The organism is Prosthecobacter sp. (genome assembly GCF_049294395.1).
In the GTDB taxonomy this organism is placed as follows: domain Bacteria; phylum Verrucomicrobiota; class Verrucomicrobiia; order Verrucomicrobiales; family Verrucomicrobiaceae; genus Prosthecobacter.
Genome location: NZ_JBAQCR010000212.1, coordinates 61822 through 81868 on the forward strand (window position 1 = coordinate 61822; position 20047 = coordinate 81868).

Consider the following 20047-nt stretch of genomic DNA (forward strand, 5'->3'; position numbering starts at 1 on the left):
CTCATATGTAAGAATTGTAAATGATTATTCAGGGCGATGTCACAGGTTCGACACTGTTTCGACGCTCTTGCATCCCAGCCACGACTCGCCACACTGCCCGCCCTTTTCCCCGCCATGGCCTACATCAACGAAAACTACAACAAGCTCAAAGCCGGTTACCTCTTCCCTGAAATCGCCCGTCGCGTGAAGGTGTTCACGGAGGCCAACACGGAAGCGGCCAAGCGCCTGATCCGCTGCGGCATCGGTGATGTGACCGAAGCGCTGCCAGAGGCCGTGCGCACGGCGATGCACAAGGCCGTGGATGAAATGGGCGACCGCGCCACCTTCCGCGGCTACGGCCCGGAGCAAGGCTATGATTTCCTGCGCAACGCCATCGCCGAGAACGATTTCAAGGCCCGCGGCATCCAGGTGGAAGCCGATGAGATTTTCATCTCCGACGGCAGCAAGTGCGACACTGGCAACATCCTCGACATCTTTGGTGCTGGGAACAAGATCGCCATCACCGACCCGGTGTACCCTGTGTATGTGGACACCAACGTTATGGCTGGCAATACGGGCGATGCCGACGAAAGCGGCGCCTACGCGGGCCTGCACTACCTGAAATGCACGCCTGCCAACGGCTTTGTGCCTGAGATCCCCAATGAGCCGGTGGATCTGGCGTACCTGTGCTATCCGAACAATCCGACGGGAGCGGTGGCCACACGTGCTCAGCTTGAAGCCTGGGTGAAATACGCCCTGGCCAATGGCACCACGATCCTCTACGACGCGGCCTACGAGGCCTTCATCCGCGATCCTGAGCTGCCGCGCTCGATCTATGAGATCGAGGGTGCGCGTGACTGCGCCATCGAATTCCGCAGCTTCTCCAAGAACGGTGGCTTTACCGGCGTGCGCTGCGGCATCGTCATCATTCCGAAGGGCCTCATGGGCAAGACCAAGGCCGGAGGCAAGCAGGCGATCCATCCGCTGTGGAGCCGCCGCCACAGCACTAAGTTCAACGGCACCAGCTACATCGTCCAACGCGGTGCGGAGGCGATCTACTCAGCCGAAGGCAAGGCGCAGGTGAAGGCGCTCATCGAGCACTACATGGGCAATGCGGCGCTGCTTGTCGAGGCCTGCAAAAAGGCCGGTCTGCAGGTGTTCGGGGGTGTCAATGCACCCTACGTGTGGGTGGGCTGCCCAAACGGCCTGACGAGCTGGCAGATGTTCGACAAGATGCTGAATGAAGCGAATGTGGTGATCACCCCTGGCAGCGGTTTTGGCAGTGCTGGTGAAGGCTACTTCCGCATCAGCGCGTTCAACAGCCGCGCGAATGTGGAGGAAGTGTGCCGCCGGATTGCGAAGCTGTGATTTGAGGCCTCATTCAATCCACCATGTCGGTTCTTGAAGCCATCGAGAATGACATCAAGCAACTCCCGCGTGATGCAGCGCTGGAGCTGCGTGACTGGCTGGCGGATTATCTTGATGATCAGGAGGAGCTTTCTCCTGAGTTTGTGGAGTCAATTAAGCGTGGAAAAAGTGATCTTGAAGAAGATCACGTGCGTGTGTTTCGTTCCAGCAACTCTTGCACTCAGTAAGTGTACTGATCGTGTTCTGTGGAAATACCGGGTGCGCTCAAATCCTGGGCAGGTGCGCGGCGTAGCTGGTTGCAGACGCTGCTGGTAAGCGGTGTGTGCGGCGGTGCGATGGGTTTGCTTCCCGGATTGAACTGCCAGTACCCAGGGTCGCCTCGCTGAGGCTCGCCTGACCCTGGGCTGTATTACGCAGCTCCGTTGGAGCTGGTGTGCAGCGGTGCGGACTGACGGAAGATTGCTTCATCCTGTTTACAAGTCAGACCCAATGCCGGAAGCGAACCCGAATCATCTATAATTTAGGTCTTTGGAACATGTGAGCTATCTGATGGCGATGAGACACCATCGTGAAGCTTACATATGACCTCTCTCACACAAAATCCGTGATGGAGCCGAAGTCTGCGTCGAAGAGGCGGCGGTAGGTGCGGAAGGCGAAGTGGTCGGTCATGTTGGCGATCCAGTCGCAAACGAGACGGGCACGGGCGGGTGCATCGGCTGCGGCTTGGATGTCTTTTTCGATGGCGGCAGGCATCAGGTGGAGGCCTTTGGGCTGCACGGTGTCGATGTAGCGTTCCTTGAGCACGCCAAAGACGCGGGTGAGGATGAAGTCGGCCTTGTGATCGAGCTGCTGGAGCTGGGGGCTGAGGAAGACGAGCTCGAGGGCGATCTTTTTGTGGAGGTCCGCACGGCGGCGCAATGCGGGGTCGATTTCCAAGGCAAACTGATGTCTGCGGGTGCTCTGGCCGAGGAAGTTTGCGGCGGGCACCAGTTTCGTGGCGCGGATGCACTCACCAATGAGGCGGTTCAAGCGGCCTTCGACGCGGTTTTCACGGACAGCTTTGCAGAGGAACTCCAAGTCGGCCTGATCGGCCGCTGAAAGCTCCTGATCCCCTGCCCAACGCTCCATCCGCTGCACGTTGATGAATCCAGCGTGGATGCCGTCCGCAATGTCATTGAGGGAGTAGGCGGTGTCATCCGCCCAGTCCATGATCTGGCATTCGATGCTGCGGAAGCCGTTGCGCACTTTGCCGGGGGTGAGTTCCAGCGGGAAGGCCTGGCCGCCGAGGGTGAAATCGAGCCAGCGTTCCTGTTCGTCGTAGAGGTAGTGGTGTTTTGCCTGCGGGGTCTCGGTTTGCAGGGTTTTGTATTTCAGCACGCCGTCCAGCAGCGCACGGGTGGGGTTCATGCCGCTGCGGCCTTCGCTGAAGAGGGTCTGTGTCAGGATACGAAGGGTCTGCGCATTGCCTTCAAAGCCGCCGTAGGGGGCCATGAGGTGGTGGAGGGTGCGCTCCCCGGCATGGCCGAAGGGAGGGTGGCCGAGGTCATGGCTGAGGCAGGCGCTTTCGACGAGATCGGAGTCGATGAAGCACTCATCATCCAGATACTGGCTCTGCTGGGTGAGCCAGCCGCAGATGCTGCGCCCGATCTGCGCCACCTCGATGCTGTGGGTCAGGCGGGTGCGGTAGAAATCGTACTCGCCGGACAAGAAGACCTGGGTCTTGTTTTGCAGGCGGCGAAAGGCGCTGCTGTGGATGATGCGGTCGCGGTCGATCTGGAACGGGCTGCGATACTCACCGGGGTGAGCAGGGCGTGAATCGAGCGTTTCGAGATCGAAGGAATTGTAAAAGCGGTTCGCGGGCATGCGGTGGGTACCGCGATGCTAGCAGGTCGTGGCGGGCGGGCAAGGCTGCTGCTTCAGCGAGGTCTGCGGAAGGCGAACTGCTCAGGAGGCACCTGGTTCTCGTCGGTTGCATCTCTTTGGCGACGTTTGCCCTCCACGAAGGCCGGCTTGAAGGGCAGGTGCTGGACCTTTTCGATCTCTTCGTCGGTCACGCCTTTGGCACGCAGACGGCTGCGTTCGTAGAGGCGGAATTTTTGGATCTCTAACATGGGGGTTGTTGACTTAGACTCCCAAGCGAGGAGCCGCGTTCAAAACTGCCCCGTGTTTAGCAGCACCAAGGTGCAGGCTTCCTCGCAGGCAACTCCGGCTTTTTGCAAAGCGTCTGCCAGCGAGGCATTTTCTGCGCCAGGATTGAAGATGATCCGACGCGGCTTGAGCGCGATCAGCTTGTCCTGCAATCCGGATGAGATGGCTGCGCCAACATACATCGTCACGGTATCCACCGGACCTGAGATCAAGCCCAGATCGGCCACCACGGGGATGCCCTCGATCTCAGCGAGTTTGGGATGAACCGGCACGACTTCATGCCCGTGCTTCCGCAGCAGGAGCAGAGCGCGATGGCTGTAGCGCTCAGGGTTGTTGCTGGCACCTATGATGACGACTGTTTCTTTGTTCATGATTTTTCGTCCTCCTCATCGAGATGAAAATGATGCAGGGCACGATGCGCCGCCGGCGCGAGCACGATGCCCATGACGGAAATGAACACGAGCCCGCTGAAGAGGGCGTAGAAGGAGGCAAAGACTTTGGCAGCATCCGATGGCAGGTCTCCCATGGGGCCCATGCCGCCCAGGATCATCGAGGCGTTTAAAAGACTGTCGATCCAACTGAATTTGGCGATGTAATGATAGCCCAGGATGCCGATGCCCAGCGCCACACCGATCACGATCAGCGCGATAGCGGCATACTTGATCACCCGCTGGATGAAAACCAAACGCGGGGCGAGAGGATCGGCGCGTGATTCAAACATGGCGGTTTACCATCCCGGCGAAGCCACGAATTGCAAGACCGGCTCCGCCTTTCCGAGTTCGTTGATGCGCACCGTGCCATCGTGGCAGCCGGTGATGATGCGTGTGAGTTTGTCGATGCGTTGCAACAGCAGCACATTCACGCGGTCTCCATACAGCGTGATCTTGTCCTTCGTTTTGCGGGCTTTTGCATCCATCGAAACCACCGAACCGCTGCCCATGGCGGCGAGAGGCGTCCCGGCATCCAGAAAGCCCAGCGCCAGCATTTCGGTGCGGCCGCCCGGCCTCAGAGCGCCGTCTTTTTTAGCATCGCCGTTGTGATCCCAACGGCGGATATTACCTTCGACATCGCCGCTGAGGGTTTCCTTGCTATCAGGGGAGAAGACCACGCTGAGCACCGCAGAGTCATGGCCGGTGAAGGTGGCCTCGATTTCTCCTTTGGCAGCGTCAATGCGCTTGGCGGTGCGATCACGGCTGGCGGTGGCGATGTGCAGGCTGTCTGGAGAGAAGGCCATGCCCATGATCCAGTCTGCGTGCGGCTCTGTCTGCCATTTCAGTTTGCCGGAGGGAAGTTCGAAACAGCGCACTTGATTGTCGGCACCGCCACAGGCGAGCAGTTTGCCATCCGGACTGGCCACCATGGCGAGCACGCAGTCGCGCGCACTCATCAGACGCCTGTGCTCCTGCGGCTGCGAAGGATTGATCAACCATACCTCGCCTGAGCGCCCGGGGACGCCGCCAGCTACGGCGAGCTGCACCTCGGAGATCCAGGCCAGCGCGAGGATGCGTTCGGGCATGCCGTCAAGGCGCGCAGTGAGTTTGCCTGATGCCACATCCCAGAGGGTTGTTTCAAAATAACCGCTGCAGGCGAGCGTGCTCCCGGCGGGATTCAGGGCGAGAGCGGTGACTGGGAGAGGCCGTGGGTACTTCGCAGGTGCGTGAGTTTTTTCTTGTTCGGGAACGATGGTCCGAAGAGCCGCCTTTTTGTCGGCGACGTCCAGTTTGGCACCGCTGGCGATCCAATCGCGGATCAGCTTTGTTTCCTTTTCGGGGAGGGCATCGGCCTTCTTGGGCATGCGATCGTCTTCCTCATGGGTGGCGATCAATCGGTAGAGCTCGCTTTCGTCCGGCTTGCCCGCCACGACGGGCGCAGCATCGCTGTCGCCCGCCTTGAGCATGAGTTCGAGGGTGTCCAGACGGTAGCTGCCCTTGGCCTTGCCGGCGCGATGACACTCCACGCATTGATCGATCAAAATCGGCGCGATTTGCCTGGAGAATGAAATTTCGGCAGCGGAGGCAAAGGCTGTCAGGGTGAGAAAAAGCAGCGTGCGAAGCATGGGGCGGAGAGAAACGTTCCTTGTGGCCGAGTTTGTCGGACGTTGCATCCATCGTTTGCCTCTTTTACATGCCCCCCATGAGCCCGAGACCTTGGATCATTGCCGAAACGAACTGGAAAAACGTGAAAGCCACGCGCTATGAAGCCGCCGTGCTCCCATGGGGCGCCACGGAGGCGCACAACTGGCACCTGCCCTACGCGACGGATTCGCTGCAAAACGACGCCATCGTCGCCGAGGCGGGCCGCATCGCGTGGGAGGCGGGAGCCAAGGTGGCCATTCTGCCGAACATGCCTTTCGGGGTGCAGACGGGACAGCTTGACGTCCCCTTCTGCATCAACATGAATCCGACCACGCAGATGATGGTGCTCGAAGACGTCATCAGCAGCCTCGAAGGCGTGGGTGTGATGAAATTCGTGATCCTCAACGGGCATGGAGGCAATGACTTCCGCCAGATGCTGCGTGAGCTGCAGGCGAAGCACCCGAAGATGTTTCTCTCCACGGTTTCCTGGTTCAATGCGGTGAAAGGCGATGACATTTTCAACATCGTGGGCGACCACGCTGACGAACGCGAAACCAGCCTCATGCTGCATTTTCATCCTCATCTGGTGCTGCCGAAAGAGGAATGGGGTCCGGGCACTGACAACCGGTGGAAGCTGAAGGCCATCAACGAAAAGTGGGCCTGGGCGCAACGTGCCTGGAGCAAAGCGACGAACGACACCGGCTCGGGTGATCCGCAGCACAGCACGGCGGAAAAGGGCCGGCGCTACTTTGAAGCGCTTGGGGCCAAGATCGCGACTTATCTGATCGAACTCGCCGCCGCTGACATCAGCGATCTTTACGAGAAAGCGAAATGATCCGCTTCATTGTCAGCCGCATCGTGCAGGGAATCATCGTGATCTTCGCGGTGATCACCATCACGTTTGGGCTGCTCAAGCTTTCGCCGACCGGACCGTTTCAATCTGAGCGCGCTTCTTCACCGGAAGCACTGCAGGCAAAGATCAGCTACTATGGCCTGGACAAGCCGGTCTATGTTCAGCTCTGGCGGTACTACACTCATTACGCGACGTTCACTTTTCGGGAGTCCAAAACCTTTCAGGGAAGAGGTGTGGATGAGATCATCGCCTCCGGCTTTCCGGTGTCTGCAACGGTGGGTGGGGCCGCTCTGCTCATCGCGCTGAGCATCGGGGTGCCGCTGGGTGCTTTCGCGGCTCTGCGGCCCAACACGTTGGAAGACCGCAGCAGCACTCTTGCAGCCACACTGGGCATCTGCACTCCCAGCATGGTGCTGGGACCGCTGCTGGCGATGCTGTTTGGACTGAAGCTGCGCTGGTTCAACGCGTCCGGCTGGTTTGATTCTTCGGACTGGGTGCTGCCCGCGCTGACGCTGGGGATCATCTACAGCGCCTACATTGCGCGGCTGACGCGAGGGAGCCTGCGCGAGACACTTGCGCAGGAGTTTATCCGCACAGCACGTGCGAAAGGAGCGAGTGAAAGCTCGGTGGTCTTTTTTCATGCGATGAAACTGGCGAGCCTGCCGGTGCTCAATTTCCTCGGCCCTGCCGCAGCGGGATTGCTCACGGGTTCGTTCATCGTTGAAACGGTGTTCCAACTGCCGGGGCTTGGTCAATTTTTCATCGCGGCGTCTTTCAATCATGATGATGAGCTGGCGATAGCGATTTCGGCTTTCTACGCCGCACTCATCGTCAGCTTCAATCTGCTGGTGGACATCATTCAGGCAGCGCTCAACCCACGTATCCGACTCCACGCATGAGCAGCGGAACGAACCAGAGCCTTTCACCGATGCGTGCGGCGTGGCGGCGTCTCATGAGGAACCGCCTGAACGCATGGGCGTTGGGGTTCCTGGCCGTGCTGGTGGTTTTGTGTGGCATTGGCCCGGAGCTGTCGCCTTACGATCAGTCACTGCAGAATCTCGAACTCAAAGCCACGAATCCCAGCCTGGCACACTGGCTGGGCACGGATCCGCTAGGACGGGACATGCTCACGCGCATCCTGCATGGGGGGCGTGTGTCCCTGGAGGTGGGATTGCTGGCCACAGCTGTCGCTGCGATCATTGGTGTGTTTTATGGCATGGTCTCCGGCCTTGCCGGTGGACGCACGGACGCGGCGATGATGCGCATCGTGGACATCCTGTATGCGTTTCCCTTCATCAATTTCGTCATCCTGCTCATGGCCATAGTGGGGCGTGAGTTCTGGCTGATCTTTGTGGCCATCGGCGCGGTGGAATGGCTCACGATGGCCCGTGTTGTTCGTGGGCAGGTGCTGGCGCTGAAGAATCTTGAGTTCATCATTGCGGCGCGAGCCAGTGGTGCGGGCTTCTGGCACATCGTCTGGCGGCACCTGCTGCCGAATGTGGTGGGGCCGATCATCATCTACGCCAGCCTCACCGTGCCGGGAGTCATGCTGCTGGAGGCCGCGCTGAGCTTCCTGGGACTCGGCATTCAGCCACCGGATGCGAGCTGGGGTGTGCTGATCCAGGAGGGCGCCAGATCGATGGAGAGCTATCCGTGGCTGCTACTCTATCCGGGCATCTTTTTTTCCACCACGCTGCTAGCGCTCAATTTGCTGGGCGATGGTCTGCGTGATGCGTTTGATCCCAAATCGATGTCGCAGCAGTAAGTGAAAAAATATTTCAAGCGGGCTGAATAGTCTTGAAGCAGCCACGTCAGAGAGTGCGGACACCAATTCCACACACTCATGAAAACACTCTTCTCAGTCATCGCTGCAGCCGCAGTTTTTGGTTTTGCAGCTCCCTCCAATGCCAAAGCTGAATGCCAGGGCCAGACCCGGGTCGTAGGCTACACCTCCTGCGGCACCCCCATCGTGGCCGTTTACCAGATCGTCGGCTATGACGGCTACGGCCGCCCCATCGGTCAGTGGGTGACTCAGGGTGCGCAGGGTGGCTACGGCTATGGTGCTGTGCCGCGCCCCATCATTGTGCGGCCCAGCATCAGCTTTGGCTTTGGTGGCTTCAACCCCGGGTGCAATACCGGCCATGGCTACCACCACGGTTCCAGCCATCATCATGGTTTCCGCAGGTAGTAGCGTGGAAACCTGATTGATTGCTGCATCACGCGGCCCCGCCAGTGCACGGCGGGGCCGTTTTTTTGATGCCTCGTTGCACGAATGAGGTGCCTCGTGTCATGTTTGGGCATGCGCTGGATATATCGTGCTCTCATTCTCATCGCCTTCATCGGGGGCGTTGCGTGGTTTCATCACATCCGCACGCACCGGCCCACACGTGTCGAGGTAGCCAATCGCGCTGGCATTCTCCTGGCTGGTAATGGCAGCGAGCCTGCGACGCTTGACCCCCACCTCGCCAGCGGTCAGCCGGAGCATATGATTTTTCATTCGCTCTTTGAAGGTCTCATCGCCCCGGCACCTGACAATCCTGACGGCGATGCCCCTGGAGCCGCCGCTTCATGGAGCGCTGAAAACTTTACGGTTTGGACGTTCAAGCTCCAGCCTCAGGGCATGTGGAGCGATGGTGCACCGCTCACCGCTGCTGATTTTCTGTACTCGTACCAGCGCATCCTCACCGCGAAGCTGGGTGCTGATTATGCGAACATGCTCTACCCCATTCTAAACGCCGAGGAATACCACAAGGGCAAGATCAAGGATTTTTCACAGGTGGGAGTGAAGGCGCTCGATCCGCTCACGCTGCAAATCACGCTGAAAGGACCAGCGCCCTATCTGCTCAGCATGATCAAACATTACGCGTGGTTCCCACTGCCGAAGCATGCCATCGAAAAATTTGGCAAGATGACCGACCGCAACACACGCTGGACACGGCCAGTGAACATGGTCTGCAACGGCCCCTTCAAACTCAAAAGCTGGGAGGTCAATCAAGCTCTCGAAGTCGAGCGCAACCCGCATTACTGGGACGCCGCCACGGTCAAACTCAACGGCATTGTATTTCTGCCCATCTCCAGCGACACGACTGAGGAGCGGGCCTTCAACGACGGGCAGCTTCACGTGACGCTGACGATGCCGCTGTCCAAGATCCCTGCGTATCGCGAGAGCAAGTCACCGTACTATCACAACGATCCGCTGCTCAGCGTTTACATGTACCGCTGCAACACCACGAAGAAGCCCTTCGACAATCCGCTGGTGCGGCGTGCGCTCGCCATGGCCATCGACCGTGAAAGCATCACACGGAACATTCTTCGTGCGGGACAGCAGCCGGCCACAGGCCTGACTCCTCCCGGCTGCAACCCTGACTACCATGTGCCCAACATCATGCGCTTTGACCCCGCCGAAGCACGACGGCTGCTTGCCGAGGCAGGCTTTCCAGAGGGAAAAGGCTTTCCTGCGTTCGACATCCTCATCAACACGAGCGAGTCACATCGCGCGCTGGCCGAAGCGGTACAGGCCATGTGGAAGGAGCATCTCCATATTCCTGCCGGTGTGTTGAATCAGGACTGGGGTGTGTACATCGAATCGCAACGCAAGCTGGACTATCAAATCGCCCGCTTTGGCTGGGTGGGTGATTATCTCGACCCTTCGACATTCCTCGCCATCTGGCAGACCGGGGATGGCAACAACAACACCGGCTGGGGCAGCAAGCGCTACGATGAACTCATCCATCAAAGCTTTCAGGAAGGTGATGTCGCCAAGCGTCTGCAAATTCTCAGTGAGGCCGAAACCCTCATGCTTAATGAGGCTCCGATGCTGCCGATCTATTGGTATACACTTTCGTATTTGATGCGCCCTGAGGTCAAAGGACTGAAGCCATCGTTGCTCCAACACCGCTGCTACAAGGCGGTGGAATTAAAGCCGTGAGGGGAAAACAAAAAGGCGCGGGATACGATCCCGCGCCTTGAGTTTGTTTGTTAAATGGAGGCAGCCGTCAGTCCGACTTGCGCCAGATTGTCGTCAGCGTGCCGCGAAAGGTGATCTTTACCGCCTGGGTCGTCATGAGTTCACGAAAGTGCGGCGAAGCCTCACGCTCCACGATCTCCCATTGTTCAATGGCATCGCCGTTCAGTGTCGCATGCACCGGAATGGATTCCGCGTGATGGCAGACGAAGCCGTTCTTGCGTTCATGCTCGATGCGCCAGCCGGGTGCAAGCTGCCACGTCACCACATGCGAGGCTGCAATGCCGACATCGTCGCAGATTTCTACATAATCCTGAGTGACATGGACAGCACGCTTTGTGCGATGAGCATCACAGGCAATGCTCATCACGCAAATGTCGCCGCTGATTTCGAGTCCCGGCTTCACGTGATGTCTGGCCCATAAGAACGGCCCCATGCGCCGGGGAGAGGAGCGGCCAGCGACCGGCACGGGTCCATTGTGTGCGTCCCATGACGCCAGTTTCGTCCGCAGTGCCGGGTTGCTGTAATAAGCGCCCGTTCCTGGATCAATGATGAGTGCGTGCTGCTCAAACCAAAGCGACACATGCAGTGCATCGAGATGGCCATGAGCCGCCATGCTGCCCAGACCGAGGGGGGAAGCATCTGCCCGGACAGTCCAGCGTGCATCACGCCAGATGGCCTGCCCGCTTTGCTCATGGGTGAGCCACTTGCTGCGCATGGCTGCTTTAATGCCTTTGGGCGGCTCGCCCAGCCAGAAACGAAGCACTGCGCCGTCTGCTCTATTGAGCAGCCAGCCGCGAAACTCTGCGGCTGCATTGGCACGTTTTAGCGGCAATGGTAGCACCTGCGCATCATCGGAGTCGCCAAAATCCCAGCACTCGGGTGATTCGACAACATCAACGAAGTATTGCGCCGCCAGAGTCAGACGCTGCTGCACTTCCGGCCTGAACCCACCAGCCGCCATGCCTGCATGCCAGCACATTTCCCAGGCAAACAAGTGGTAATGCAAGGCCTGCTCTTTGTTGCCGCCATCGGTGGCGAACTGCTGCAAAATTTCGTGCTCCAGCAGATTCACCACGTGCTGTATGGGACGGATCATGCGGGCCAATGCGGGCCAGCGCGCAAGTGCCAGCACAAGCGCACTCAGTTCACCGATGAGATGATTGTTTGCTGAGGAGCCGAACGAACGACGGCGCCAGATCCACCACGCGTGCGTGGGAACGATGCGGGCGGTCAGCTCCTCCTGCCTGCGGGCCAGTTCGGGATCATTGCAGCCGCGAACCAGAGCATCGAACCAGCAGAAGTTCATCAGCCGCAGCCCCGCTTCCAAAGGGCTGGTCCAGTTGATGCCAAGTCCCGGAGGGTTGCGATCACACCAGTCCTCCAGCCAGAGCTGGGAAATTCGGATCGCATGTACATCACCATTCAGAGCGCTTTGCATGGCCATGCGCGTCATTTCACTCCAGCGATTGATCTCCCAGATGGCGCGAGCATCCGCATCATGCTCGAGGTGGCGATGGTCCAGCTTTCGTGAGGGAATGTCTGGATCAATCACAACGCCCAGAGTTGCATCGCGGTGCCAGCAAGGTGGTGCCCCTACCTCGACGAGCTTCCAGCCAAACAGCTCCCACTCGCCACGCATCAGCTTCTCAGCATCGAAGGCCAGCCGTTTGCGCAGTTCGGGAGGAACGCGGTCGCGCCAGGGTAGTTTGGGAACATCGGTGAATGTGCCGTCCCATGGTTTGCGCGAGATGCGCCGGAGGCTCGCAATCTCGCTTCGCCGTCCCAGGCGCTCAGCCACGCGACGAGCGATCTCGCTCACACTCATCGCGCGCAAGCGCTGCATGTACCAGCCCAGGCTCATCACAATGCGATGCTTCGCCCTTCGCGAATGGACTCCAGCACTGCGAATGTCAGGCGCATGCTCTGCCGCGCTTGTTCATAGGGCAGCGGATGTGGTGCTCCGTCCTTCAAGAAGGCCAGCCATGCCGCCATTTCTTCGGCGTGTCCCTTTGAGGCGAATTTCTTCACGGTCTCTTTGCGCTGTTTGAAGATCGACAGCTTCATGAAGTTCTCGCACTCACATACTAAGCCACTCGCGAACACACGAAACGTTTCCTTGGGATATGCCAAGTCACCTTCGGCGGAGTAAATCACCTGCGCCGACGATCCGTCTGCAAATTCGATCTGTGCCGTGACTGAATCTGGTACCTTGGGCCGGCCTATCGTCTGCGCGGTGACTTTCACCGGCTTGCCGAGGACGTGGCAGGCAAAGTCAAAAAAGTGACAGGCCTCACCAAGGACGCGTCCGCCGCTTTCGGCGACATTCGCATACCAGTGATCCGGCGCGAGCACGCCTGCGTTGACTTGAAATGAGAGTGTCTTTGGGCCAGAGACCGTTCTCAGGACTTCCATCAATGCCACTGTGGCTGGGGCGAAGCGCCGGTTGAAACCCACCATCACGCCGCCCTTTGATTCGAGCATGGCTGTGTCGATCTGGGTTAGTTCCTCACATGTCAGACAGAGCGGTTTTTCGACAAACGCCTGCTTCCCGGCTTGCAGGGCTTTCAGCACCAGCGGTGCATGCAGATGATGGCGGGTGCCGATCATCACTGCGGCGGCTTCGTGATCGAAGACTTTCGACGAATCTGTCTCCGCATGAGCGAAGCCAAACTTTTCCATCACATGGCGTGCTGAGAGACCCGTGGCATTCACGATTGTGCCGAGGGCGATTTTCCCTTTCACATGAGGGAGCAGCATCGTGCGCGCGAAATTGCCTGCACCGATGACATCGAGGGTTTCGACGGTAGATTGCAGAGTTGTCGTTGGGAGATTGGGAAACTCCGATGCTGCTTTGGGTTCCCCGTTTCCCGACCGGCTAAAGCCGGGACTACAATACTCGATCACCACTCCGAGCTCGCTTTCCAGCTTATCGTATATTTCCAAAACATTGCCAAAGACTACCCTGCGCGTGGTGACTGGATTCAAATTCAACTGCCCGGTGCGCATCAGCTCCAGGCAGGCTTCGAAGTTTCGGTTCTCGGTCCAGCGCACGTGGCCGATGGGATAATCCTGCCCGCCCCATTCATACTGCGGATCGTAACGACCCGGGCCATAGCTGCGCGAGTAGCGCACCTGAATGTCCTTCATGTAGGCGGTCTTCCATGACAACTCTGCATCGTAGATGCCCACAATCACCATCACACCTCGATCACGGAGGCAGGAAATCGCGGTGTTCGCTGCGTCGCGGCCTTTGCCGCCGACACAAAGCAAGACTGCGTCAACGCCGTGGCCATCTGTCCATGCGCGCACTTCGTCTTCGAGCTTTGATTGTGATGGATTCACAATGCGCTCTGCCCCCATGGCGAGGGAAGTTTGCAGACGATCTGCGACAAAGTCCGCGCTCATCACGCGTGCACCGGAAGCCTTCAGCAGACCCGTTGCCAGCAGACCGACGAGCCCCTGCCCCAGCACGAGCACACGCTCACCAAGTCGGGCGCCGCTTTGGCGCACGGCTTCCATGGAGATCGAAGTCAATGTCGTATAGGCTGCCTGCCAGTCTTCGACGCCGGTGGGAATGGGTGAGGCGAGCAGATCTGGCACCGCGATCATCTCCGCATGAAACGCACACTCCGCTCCGCCGCAGGCCACGCGATCGCCCACATGGAAACGTGAGTTCAGTTCATCCACCGCCACCACGATTCCCGCGGCGGAGTAGCCCAGAGGGGTTGGTGATTCGAGACGGTTGCGCACCTTTTGCAGGGCGGCTTTCCAGCCCAGGGTCTTCGCTGTATCGATCACTTTCTTGACCTGATCCGGCCGCGCCTTGGCCTTTTGCAGAAGCGACATCCGGGCCTGCTCCACCTTCATGCGTTCCGTGCCGGGCGAAATCACCGAGCACGTCGTCTGCACCAAGATGCCTCCCGGCGGTGGCACAGGTGCAGGAACGTCCTGCAGTTCGAGGCGTCCGTCTTGGTATTGGGCGAGTTGTTTCATCAATGAGCTTTTCAATTCACGATCTTAAATGGGTCACCAGCCACTTGTGCTTGCCAGCGCTGGTCTTCTCCACTTCCGACACCTGCTGCAAGGTGAGCGTGAAGTCGTCACCCAGCTTTTGTAACAAACCTGTCTTTATCGCTTCCAGGTTACTTTGCCATTGCGGGCCGGGTTGAAAGCGGCATTCCACAGCACCTGCGTGTTCTTGGAAGAACTGGACGGCGAGCAGGCCATCGAAGATGCGGTCATGCATGTTGATCGCGGTGAGAGAGATGCGGCGGCCGGTGGAGCTGACGAGGAACTCGTAATCGCGGCCGACGATTTCAGAAGCCACGCCGTCCGTGATTTTTGCATAATCTCCAGTGCGATACCTGATGAACGGCATGACATGATTATGAAAAGAGGTGCCGATGATTTCGCGATTTCCTTCGTCATCTGGATCGCCGAACTCCACGAAGCCGTACGTGGGCCAGAAATGGAGATGATTGGAGGTGCGGGTCTGCGCGGCGAGGACGACGCGCTCGCTGTGGCCGTACCAGTGAAACACGGATGCTTTGAAAAAGTGCTCCAGATATTGCTGGGATTCTGCGGTGAGCTTTTCCGAGCCGCAAAGAAGGGAGGTCAGCTTGAAGTCAAGTTTCAGGCCTGTCTGCTCGAGTCCGCGTGCAAGCATCAGTGCAGCGCTGGGATAGGCATGCAGGTGCTGCGGACGGAAGCGGTTCAATGCGGCCACATACTCGGGCAGGCGCTCAAGCGTGAGATGATAGGAGGAGAGAATGAGCCAGTTTCGTGTGGCATCGTAATAACTGATGGCACCACCGGCTTTGCTGGAGGTGACGCTCCCGCGAATGACGGCCACGCGGTCTCCGGTGCGATAACCACGCCGCGACCACTGAGCCTCCAAATAGGCTTGCTCCTTCGGACGACTCACGCCTTTGTGCAGATAAAATCCGACCGGCACGCCGCTTGATCCGCCTGTGGTGATGTAGAGGCGGTGCTTTGCATCGAACTCTGGATTGACCATCTGCTCACGCTGCAAAATCACATCCTGCTTTGTGAGCAGCGGATAATCGGCGAGCTGCTCCAGTGTTTCGAACTTGGCCGGATCGACGCCACTTGCTGCAAAGCGTTCGGCATAAAATGGGGCCTTAGCTGCCGCCATCAGAGACTCGCGCAATGCTTTGATCTGATAGCGTTGAATAGTCTCTGCATCCCATGTCTCAACCTCATGTGCTTCGTTTTGGAATCGTGTGTAGGCATGGCCGTAGCGCAGGGACTGGGGAAGTGCCCGATACATGCGGCCTGCCAGTGACTTCACGGGCTGCGGTGCTGCCTCGTAGAGCTTGAGCAGCGGGTAAAGGGCGTCTTCGAGAGACATTTCAGTTGGCGGGCAGGCCTGCCCGCAAGCACTAGATGACAGCCACGTCCCGATGCTGCAGGTAGAGATTGCCGTCAAAGGGCGCGACTTCGACATAACCAGCATCCATGAGAAGTTGGCGGAGCTCGGCGAGGCTTGAACCAAACTCCGCGAGCTGGTTGTCATATCCTTCGATGCAAAGAGCGGGGCGGTGCTTGGCAAGCAATTCAGGCATTCCCTTCAATGCGAGCACTTCCGCACCTTCGACGTCCATCTTGATGCATCCCACAGGGCTGGCAAGCGGGTGTGCCTTCACCCATTCATCAAAGATGACGGCATCCACCTGGATGAGGTCCGCGCCCGTTTCTCCAGTGGCGATGCGGGAGTGGCCTGAGTTGATCGTGTCGACTGAAAAAGACACTGCCCCGACCTTGTTTGACACGGCCTTGCGCACCACCTTCATGCGGGCGCCCAATCCGTTTTTCTGTACAGACTCGCTGAGGCAGAGTTCGACAGGCGGATTCGGCTCGAAGGCAACCACATGAGCCTGCGGCACTTTGGAAGCAACGAGCAAGGCGAAGTAGCCAACGTTGGACCCGATGTCGAGAAAGGTCTCGCCAGCCTTCATGTTGTTGAGAATGAAGCGGCCGGTCTTTGGCTCGAGATTGCCAAACAGGCGGAGCATGAAGGAAGTGTAGTCAAACTCCGGGCCGACCTTCATCTCGAAGCCTTCCCGAGTCCTAACCCATTCTAGCCGAGCCAGCAGCCTTTGCCGGATGCGTGGATTGGAAATAGAGATTCGCATGAACCGGTCGCGTCCGCGAATGAAAGGCCAGCGGCGACACAAGCCCACCCATGCCTTGAATGCGATGCTATCGTGATTCATTCTGTTGAACGGAGCTTGAGAATGCGGAGCGCAGCCACGGCGGCACCGAATCCATTGTCTATATTCACCACGGTGAGTCCGCTGGCACAGGAGTTGAGCATGCCTAGCAAGGCGGCAATGCCGTTCAGATTTGCACCATAGCCCACACTGGTTGGAACTGCGATCACCGGCGCAGCGACAAGTCCGCCGAGAACACTGGGCATCGCGCCCTCCATGCCAGCAATGGCGATGACCACACTGGCGCTGCGCAAATCATCGAGGCGTGCCAGCAGGCGATGGAGCCCGGCCACGCCGACATCGGTGATGCGGTTCACTCGTGCGCCGGCGAATTCGAGGGTCTGAGCGGCTTCCTCGGCAACCGGTAAATCGGAGGTGCCGGCGCACACCACTGCCACAGGCGAGGATTGGAATGAATCATTCATCCGCCCGATGCAATAGAGGCGCGAAATGTCGTCGTAGCTGCCCGTGGGAAAACGCTGCGACAGCGAAGAGGCGACTTCAATGCTCACACGGGTCGCTAGCGCGCAGCCATGGGCAGCGACAAGGGCAGTGAGGGCATCCGTGGTTTGGGCGAGCGTTTTCCCTTCGGCATACACGGCTTCAGGAAAGCCCTGACGGATCATGCGATGTGTGTCGGCCAGCACCTGGCCTGATTCAGCGAAAGGAAGGGTGCGAAGGCGTTCCAGCGCCTGGTCAGGAGGCAATGTACCTGCGCTGACTTGAGCGAGAAGGTCGGCCAGTATTGATTCATTCATACGGAGCGGGCCTTGAGCACTTCGTTCATGCTGCCGGAGCGCAGCCCGGCGAGATCAAGGGTGATGTAGGTGTACCCAGTGGCACGCAGAGCTGAGGTGATGGCCTCGCGCTGCTGCAAAGCGCGCAGCAGATCGGCCTCGGGTACTTCAAGGCGAGCGACATCGCCATGATGACGCACGCGCAGCTCACGGAAGCCGAGGTCAAAGAGTGCGGCCTCGGCCTGCTCGATCTGCGAGAGCAGTTTCGGTGTGACGCTTGTGCCATATGGCACACGGGAGGCGAGGCAGGCAGCGGCGGGTTTGTCCCAGTTCGGCAAACCGAGGGCCTTGGCGAAGTGACGCACGTCTTGTTTGCTGAAACCGAGGTCGTGCAACGGGCTGAGGATATGCAGTTCACGAGCGGCAGCGCGGCCGGGGCGAACGTCGAGCGTGTCCTCAGCATTCATGCCATCAAGCACGTGGTCGATGCTGTTCTGCTCTGCGAACTGACGCAGGGCGCGATAGACATGGTCCTTGCAGAAGTAGCAGCGATTGGGCGCGTTCGCCTGATAGGCGGGATCGCTGACTTCTGTGGTCGGCAGGAGCTCAAGCCGGGCACCGAGCTGTTGAGCAAGTGCGACTGCTTCGTGCTTTTCGCTTTGCGGCAGGCTGGGTGAGACGGCGAGGAGAGCGATGACATTTTCCCTGCCAAGGGCATCCAAGGAGGCCTTCAGCACGAGCGTGCTGTCCACACCGCCTGAGTAGGCGACTGCGACGCGACCCAAAGGCTGCAGATGATCTTTGAGTTTTTGAATCATAAGGATTGCATCAGTGTTTTCTGGAACTTCGGAGCGAGGCTGTGAATGAGGGAGAGAATCATTTTTACCGTTTCCTCATCATCTCGACGACGTTCCCCCCATTGCTGTGGTGTGAGATTGTCCGTGACGAATGCCATAACGGAGGGGTAGGCCCAGCGGTGGTTCACGTTGCGCAGCACGCTGTCTCTAAAGCTGAGCAGCTGACGCTCCAGATTGCTGGGCGTGCTGATGTCGCTGCCCACGAACCAGTAAATGTAATGCGCATGCAACAGCAGCTTGGACCGGTCTGGTCTGAGCTCTTCACGCTGGATGGCCAAGTCGCGCACGCGCAGAACAGCGCCTGAGATCATCTTTACCTCGCGCACGGTTGAACTCGTGATGGTCCAGCCCTGACCATCGAGGCAGACTTCGGGGCGATGGATGCTGCGGGTGTCATTGCCAGCGATGACGAGCGAAGCATGCGCGATATCGCGAGTTTCAATGGATCTGCCGGGCGTGTGATATTTGCGTTTTTTGATGATCGTGTCTGCAGGGAGAAGATCGCGCTCCCTGGCACTGGGATCTTCACTTTCGCCGACAAAACCGCCCGCCACCATGGGCAACTCCTCCAGCACGCCTGCTGCTTCCCCGCCTTTGGGCTGAGGAGAAAACTGGCAGAGCAACAACGTCATGCCGCAGAGCAGCAGAAGAATGAAAGCACGAGCAATCATATGACAGGGGCAACCACCTGACGTGAGACAGTGCGCGAGTTTTTGAAGCCCGGACCGCCGCACGAACGATCCAGCAGCCAGGAGGCGAACTGCAAAAGAAGCAGCGCCACCAGGAAGACCACGATGCCGGTGAATTCGTGGAAGGCGGACACTTCCTTCTCGGCATCGCCAATGGCCCATTGCTGCCCGAAGACCATGGCCGTGAATATCAGGACCAGAATGCGCGCCATGTTTGCGACGATGGCGATGGGCAGAATCATGCTGAACAGTGCAAACCTGCGCCACATGAAACGCTGGCGGAAATAGCTGAACAACGCGCCGACGACGAGCAGCGCAAACAGTGAACGCATGCCAGAGCATGGCGCGGCGATGCCCACGCTGAACAAGTCGCCCGCCTTGCGGCCCAAGTCGATGTTGGGCATGGACTGCAGAGCGGTGCCGGAGACGAGGGAATCGACGCCCACGGCATTGAGGACAAAGCCTGTCGACTTCACCATGAGAAGCCGCATCTGGTAGCCGATGCTTTCCTCCAAAAAGGGCAGCGGCCACATGAGCCCGAGCATCAGCCAGGCGAACAACCTTGCGCGGCTGCGCTGAGCGCCTTCCAGCCACAGCGATGCGCCTGCAATCAAAGTCATGATGCCCAAGTAGCCGCAGTAGAAGTTGTTGGCGCGAAATCCTGCGAAGTAGAGGAACAAAGCGAAGAGGATCAGCGCCAACCCCGAGCGATTCGATGAGACTGGAAGCTGTGCGACCTCATTTTGACGCCGCCAGAGCAGAAAGCCGACAATGAGCGGCAGCAATGCGCCGTGCTGCCAGGTCGGGTCCTTCCACTGCATGAGGAGTTCGGAGAGAATCGTCCGGCGGAAGTGACCGTAACCGGCCGCATAAGGCTGAATGGCAATGAGGAGCAAGCCACAGGCCGCCAACAACGCCAGCACGAGCCATGATGAACTGCGTAAACGACTCATGATGATTGCTTGAGAAATGAGCCGTGAAAAGAATCGTCAACGCCCGGCATGGTCAGCGGTTTCTTTAACTGCTCCTTCCATTCTTGAATTTCATTGAAGGTAAAAGTCAGCGGTGCGATGGTAGAAGTCTCGTAGATGCTATGATGGGCCATGAGGTCGCATCCAAGCCAGTCAGGCTGAATCATTGG

At 58.7% G+C, this 20047-nt stretch carries 21 protein-coding genes; 7 read left to right on the plus strand and 14 right to left on the minus strand.

Going from position 1 to position 20047, the window contains the following annotated elements; translation table 11 throughout:
* The first annotated feature begins 114 nt into the window (after positions 1 to 114).
* Complete coding sequence (locus WAW39_RS14440) at positions 115 to 1347, plus strand: LL-diaminopimelate aminotransferase (protein WP_422319903.1); 1233 nt, start codon at positions 115 to 117, stop codon at positions 1345 to 1347.
* Between the two features lie 23 nt (positions 1348 to 1370).
* The gene (locus tag WAW39_RS14445) at positions 1371 to 1574 is read left to right on the plus strand and encodes a hypothetical protein (RefSeq protein ID WP_422319904.1); all 204 of its coding nucleotides are present in this window, start codon (positions 1371 to 1373) and stop codon (positions 1572 to 1574) included.
* Positions 1575 to 1938: 364 nt separating this feature from the next.
* On the opposite strand, the gene dgt is transcribed toward WAW39_RS14445, so the two are convergent.
* From dgt to WAW39_RS14470, 5 genes are read right to left on the minus strand one after another with little or no spacing between them, the layout of a single operon-like run.
* On the minus strand, positions 1939 to 3210 hold the full coding sequence (gene dgt / locus WAW39_RS14450; protein WP_422319905.1) for a dGTP triphosphohydrolase: 1272 nt from the start codon (positions 3208 to 3210) through the stop codon (positions 1939 to 1941).
* A gap of 53 nt (positions 3211 to 3263) precedes the next feature.
* Entirely contained in the window at positions 3264 to 3458 is a 195-nt protein-coding gene (locus tag WAW39_RS14455) for a hypothetical protein (RefSeq protein WP_422319906.1), read from the minus strand.
* A gap of 39 nt (positions 3459 to 3497) precedes the next feature.
* Positions 3498 to 3866 (minus strand): CoA-binding protein, encoded by a 369-nt coding sequence (locus WAW39_RS14460; protein ID WP_422319907.1) that lies wholly within the window; start codon positions 3864 to 3866, stop codon positions 3498 to 3500.
* Positions 3863 to 4216, minus strand: a complete 354-nt coding sequence (locus tag WAW39_RS14465) for a hypothetical protein (RefSeq protein WP_422319908.1) — start codon at positions 4214 to 4216, stop codon at positions 3863 to 3865. Before WAW39_RS14465 ends, WAW39_RS14460 begins: the two co-directional genes overlap by 4 nt.
* 6 nt (positions 4217 to 4222) lie before the next feature.
* Positions 4223 to 5551 (minus strand): c-type cytochrome domain-containing protein, encoded by a 1329-nt coding sequence (locus tag WAW39_RS14470; RefSeq protein ID WP_422319909.1) that lies wholly within the window; start codon positions 5549 to 5551, stop codon positions 4223 to 4225.
* Between the two features lie 77 nt (positions 5552 to 5628).
* On the opposite strand from WAW39_RS14470, the gene WAW39_RS14475 reads away from it, so the two are divergent.
* From WAW39_RS14475 to WAW39_RS14495, 5 genes are all read left to right on the plus strand, one after another.
* Positions 5629 to 6405, plus strand: coding sequence for a creatininase family protein (locus WAW39_RS14475; RefSeq protein ID WP_422319910.1), 777 nt, complete (start codon positions 5629 to 5631; stop codon positions 6403 to 6405).
* Positions 6402 to 7322, plus strand: coding sequence for an ABC transporter permease (locus tag WAW39_RS14480; RefSeq protein WP_422319911.1), 921 nt, complete (start codon positions 6402 to 6404; stop codon positions 7320 to 7322). Before WAW39_RS14475 ends, WAW39_RS14480 begins: the two co-directional genes overlap by 4 nt.
* The gene (locus WAW39_RS14485; protein ID WP_422319912.1) at positions 7319 to 8188 is read left to right on the plus strand and encodes an ABC transporter permease; all 870 of its coding nucleotides are present in this window, start codon (positions 7319 to 7321) and stop codon (positions 8186 to 8188) included. Before WAW39_RS14480 ends, WAW39_RS14485 begins: the two co-directional genes overlap by 4 nt.
* A 78-nt stretch (positions 8189 to 8266) precedes the next feature.
* Positions 8267 to 8611 (plus strand): hypothetical protein, encoded by a 345-nt coding sequence (locus tag WAW39_RS14490; protein WP_422319913.1) that lies wholly within the window; start codon positions 8267 to 8269, stop codon positions 8609 to 8611.
* A gap of 111 nt (positions 8612 to 8722) precedes the next feature.
* Positions 8723 to 10351 carry a peptide ABC transporter substrate-binding protein gene (locus WAW39_RS14495; RefSeq protein WP_422319914.1) on the plus strand — a complete coding sequence of 543 codons (1629 nt, stop codon included), beginning with the start codon at positions 8723 to 8725 and terminating at the stop codon, positions 10349 to 10351.
* A 67-nt stretch (positions 10352 to 10418) separates the two neighbouring features.
* Here the strand turns inward: WAW39_RS14495 and WAW39_RS14500 are convergent, their stop codons facing one another.
* From WAW39_RS14500 to WAW39_RS14540, 9 genes are all read right to left on the minus strand, one after another.
* A complete protein-coding gene (locus WAW39_RS14500; protein ID WP_422319915.1) occupies positions 10419 to 12251 on the minus strand; it encodes a heparinase II/III domain-containing protein in 1833 nt (610 codons plus the stop codon).
* On the minus strand, positions 12251 to 14383 hold the full coding sequence (locus tag WAW39_RS14505; protein ID WP_422319916.1) for a bi-domain-containing oxidoreductase: 2133 nt from the start codon (positions 14381 to 14383) through the stop codon (positions 12251 to 12253). Before WAW39_RS14505 ends, WAW39_RS14500 begins: the two co-directional genes overlap by 1 nt.
* Before the next feature lie 16 nt (positions 14384 to 14399).
* Positions 14400 to 15761: a phenylacetate--CoA ligase family protein gene (locus WAW39_RS14510; protein WP_422319917.1), complete on the minus strand. Its 1362-nt coding sequence runs from the start codon at positions 15759 to 15761 to the stop codon at positions 14400 to 14402.
* A gap of 31 nt (positions 15762 to 15792) precedes the next feature.
* Complete coding sequence (locus tag WAW39_RS14515; protein ID WP_422319918.1) at positions 15793 to 16425, minus strand: FkbM family methyltransferase; 633 nt, start codon at positions 16423 to 16425, stop codon at positions 15793 to 15795.
* Between the two features lie 197 nt (positions 16426 to 16622).
* A complete protein-coding gene (gene larB / locus WAW39_RS14520; RefSeq protein ID WP_422319919.1) occupies positions 16623 to 17381 on the minus strand; it encodes a nickel pincer cofactor biosynthesis protein LarB in 759 nt (252 codons plus the stop codon).
* The gene (larE, locus tag WAW39_RS14525; protein WP_422319920.1) at positions 17378 to 18178 is read right to left on the minus strand and encodes an ATP-dependent sacrificial sulfur transferase LarE; all 801 of its coding nucleotides are present in this window, start codon (positions 18176 to 18178) and stop codon (positions 17378 to 17380) included. Before larE ends, larB begins: the two co-directional genes overlap by 4 nt.
* The gene (locus WAW39_RS14530; protein ID WP_422319921.1) at positions 18175 to 18888 is read right to left on the minus strand and encodes an exosortase-associated EpsI family protein; all 714 of its coding nucleotides are present in this window, start codon (positions 18886 to 18888) and stop codon (positions 18175 to 18177) included. Before WAW39_RS14530 ends, larE begins: the two co-directional genes overlap by 4 nt.
* Positions 18885 to 19859 (minus strand): exosortase/archaeosortase family protein, encoded by a 975-nt coding sequence (locus tag WAW39_RS14535; protein ID WP_422319922.1) that lies wholly within the window; start codon positions 19857 to 19859, stop codon positions 18885 to 18887. The genes WAW39_RS14530 and WAW39_RS14535 overlap by 4 nt, the downstream gene beginning before the upstream one ends.
* Entirely contained in the window at positions 19856 to 20044 is a 189-nt protein-coding gene (locus tag WAW39_RS14540; protein WP_422319923.1) for a hypothetical protein, read from the minus strand. The genes WAW39_RS14535 and WAW39_RS14540 overlap by 4 nt, the downstream gene beginning before the upstream one ends.
* Between the last annotated feature and the right edge of the window lie 3 nt (positions 20045 to 20047).

Excerpts from the sequence above, each read along its gene's own strand:
- WAW39_RS14485 (WP_422319912.1), top strand. The coding sequence starts at position 7,319 with ATGAGCAGCGGAACGAACCAGAGCCTTTCACCGATGCGTGCGGCGTGG.
- WAW39_RS14495 (WP_422319914.1), top strand. The coding sequence starts at position 8,723 with ATGCGCTGGATATATCGTGCTCTCATTCTCATCGCCTTCATCGGGGGC.
- WAW39_RS14480 (WP_422319911.1), top strand. The coding sequence starts at position 6,402 with ATGATCCGCTTCATTGTCAGCCGCATCGTGCAGGGAATCATCGTGATC.
- larB (WP_422319919.1), bottom strand. The coding sequence starts at position 17,381 with ATGAATGAATCAATACTGGCCGACCTTCTCGCTCAAGTCAGCGCAGGT.
- WAW39_RS14465 (WP_422319908.1), bottom strand. The coding sequence starts at position 4,216 with ATGTTTGAATCACGCGCCGATCCTCTCGCCCCGCGTTTGGTTTTCATC.
- WAW39_RS14460 (WP_422319907.1), bottom strand. The coding sequence starts at position 3,866 with ATGAACAAAGAAACAGTCGTCATCATAGGTGCCAGCAACAACCCTGAG.
- WAW39_RS14500 (WP_422319915.1), bottom strand. The coding sequence starts at position 12,251 with ATGAGCCTGGGCTGGTACATGCAGCGCTTGCGCGCGATGAGTGTGAGC.
- WAW39_RS14535 (WP_422319922.1), bottom strand. The coding sequence starts at position 19,859 with ATGAGTCGTTTACGCAGTTCATCATGGCTCGTGCTGGCGTTGTTGGCG.
- WAW39_RS14490 (WP_422319913.1), top strand. The coding sequence starts at position 8,267 with ATGAAAACACTCTTCTCAGTCATCGCTGCAGCCGCAGTTTTTGGTTTT.
- WAW39_RS14475 (WP_422319910.1), top strand. The coding sequence starts at position 5,629 with ATGAGCCCGAGACCTTGGATCATTGCCGAAACGAACTGGAAAAACGTG.
- WAW39_RS14505 (WP_422319916.1), bottom strand. The coding sequence starts at position 14,383 with ATGAAACAACTCGCCCAATACCAAGACGGACGCCTCGAACTGCAGGAC.
- WAW39_RS14530 (WP_422319921.1), bottom strand. The coding sequence starts at position 18,888 with ATGATTGCTCGTGCTTTCATTCTTCTGCTGCTCTGCGGCATGACGTTG.
- WAW39_RS14540 (WP_422319923.1), bottom strand. The coding sequence starts at position 20,044 with ATGATTCAGCCTGACTGGCTTGGATGCGACCTCATGGCCCATCATAGC.
- WAW39_RS14440 (WP_422319903.1), top strand. The coding sequence starts at position 115 with ATGGCCTACATCAACGAAAACTACAACAAGCTCAAAGCCGGTTACCTC.
- larE (WP_422319920.1), bottom strand. The coding sequence starts at position 18,178 with ATGATTCAAAAACTCAAAGATCATCTGCAGCCTTTGGGTCGCGTCGCA.
- dgt (WP_422319905.1), bottom strand. The coding sequence starts at position 3,210 with ATGCCCGCGAACCGCTTTTACAATTCCTTCGATCTCGAAACGCTCGAT.
- WAW39_RS14470 (WP_422319909.1), bottom strand. The coding sequence starts at position 5,551 with ATGCTTCGCACGCTGCTTTTTCTCACCCTGACAGCCTTTGCCTCCGCT.
- WAW39_RS14510 (WP_422319917.1), bottom strand. The coding sequence starts at position 15,761 with ATGTCTCTCGAAGACGCCCTTTACCCGCTGCTCAAGCTCTACGAGGCA.
- WAW39_RS14515 (WP_422319918.1), bottom strand. The coding sequence starts at position 16,425 with ATGCTCCGCCTGTTTGGCAATCTCGAGCCAAAGACCGGCCGCTTCATT.
- WAW39_RS14445 (WP_422319904.1), top strand. The coding sequence starts at position 1,371 with ATGTCGGTTCTTGAAGCCATCGAGAATGACATCAAGCAACTCCCGCGT.
- WAW39_RS14455 (WP_422319906.1), bottom strand. The coding sequence starts at position 3,458 with ATGTTAGAGATCCAAAAATTCCGCCTCTACGAACGCAGCCGTCTGCGT.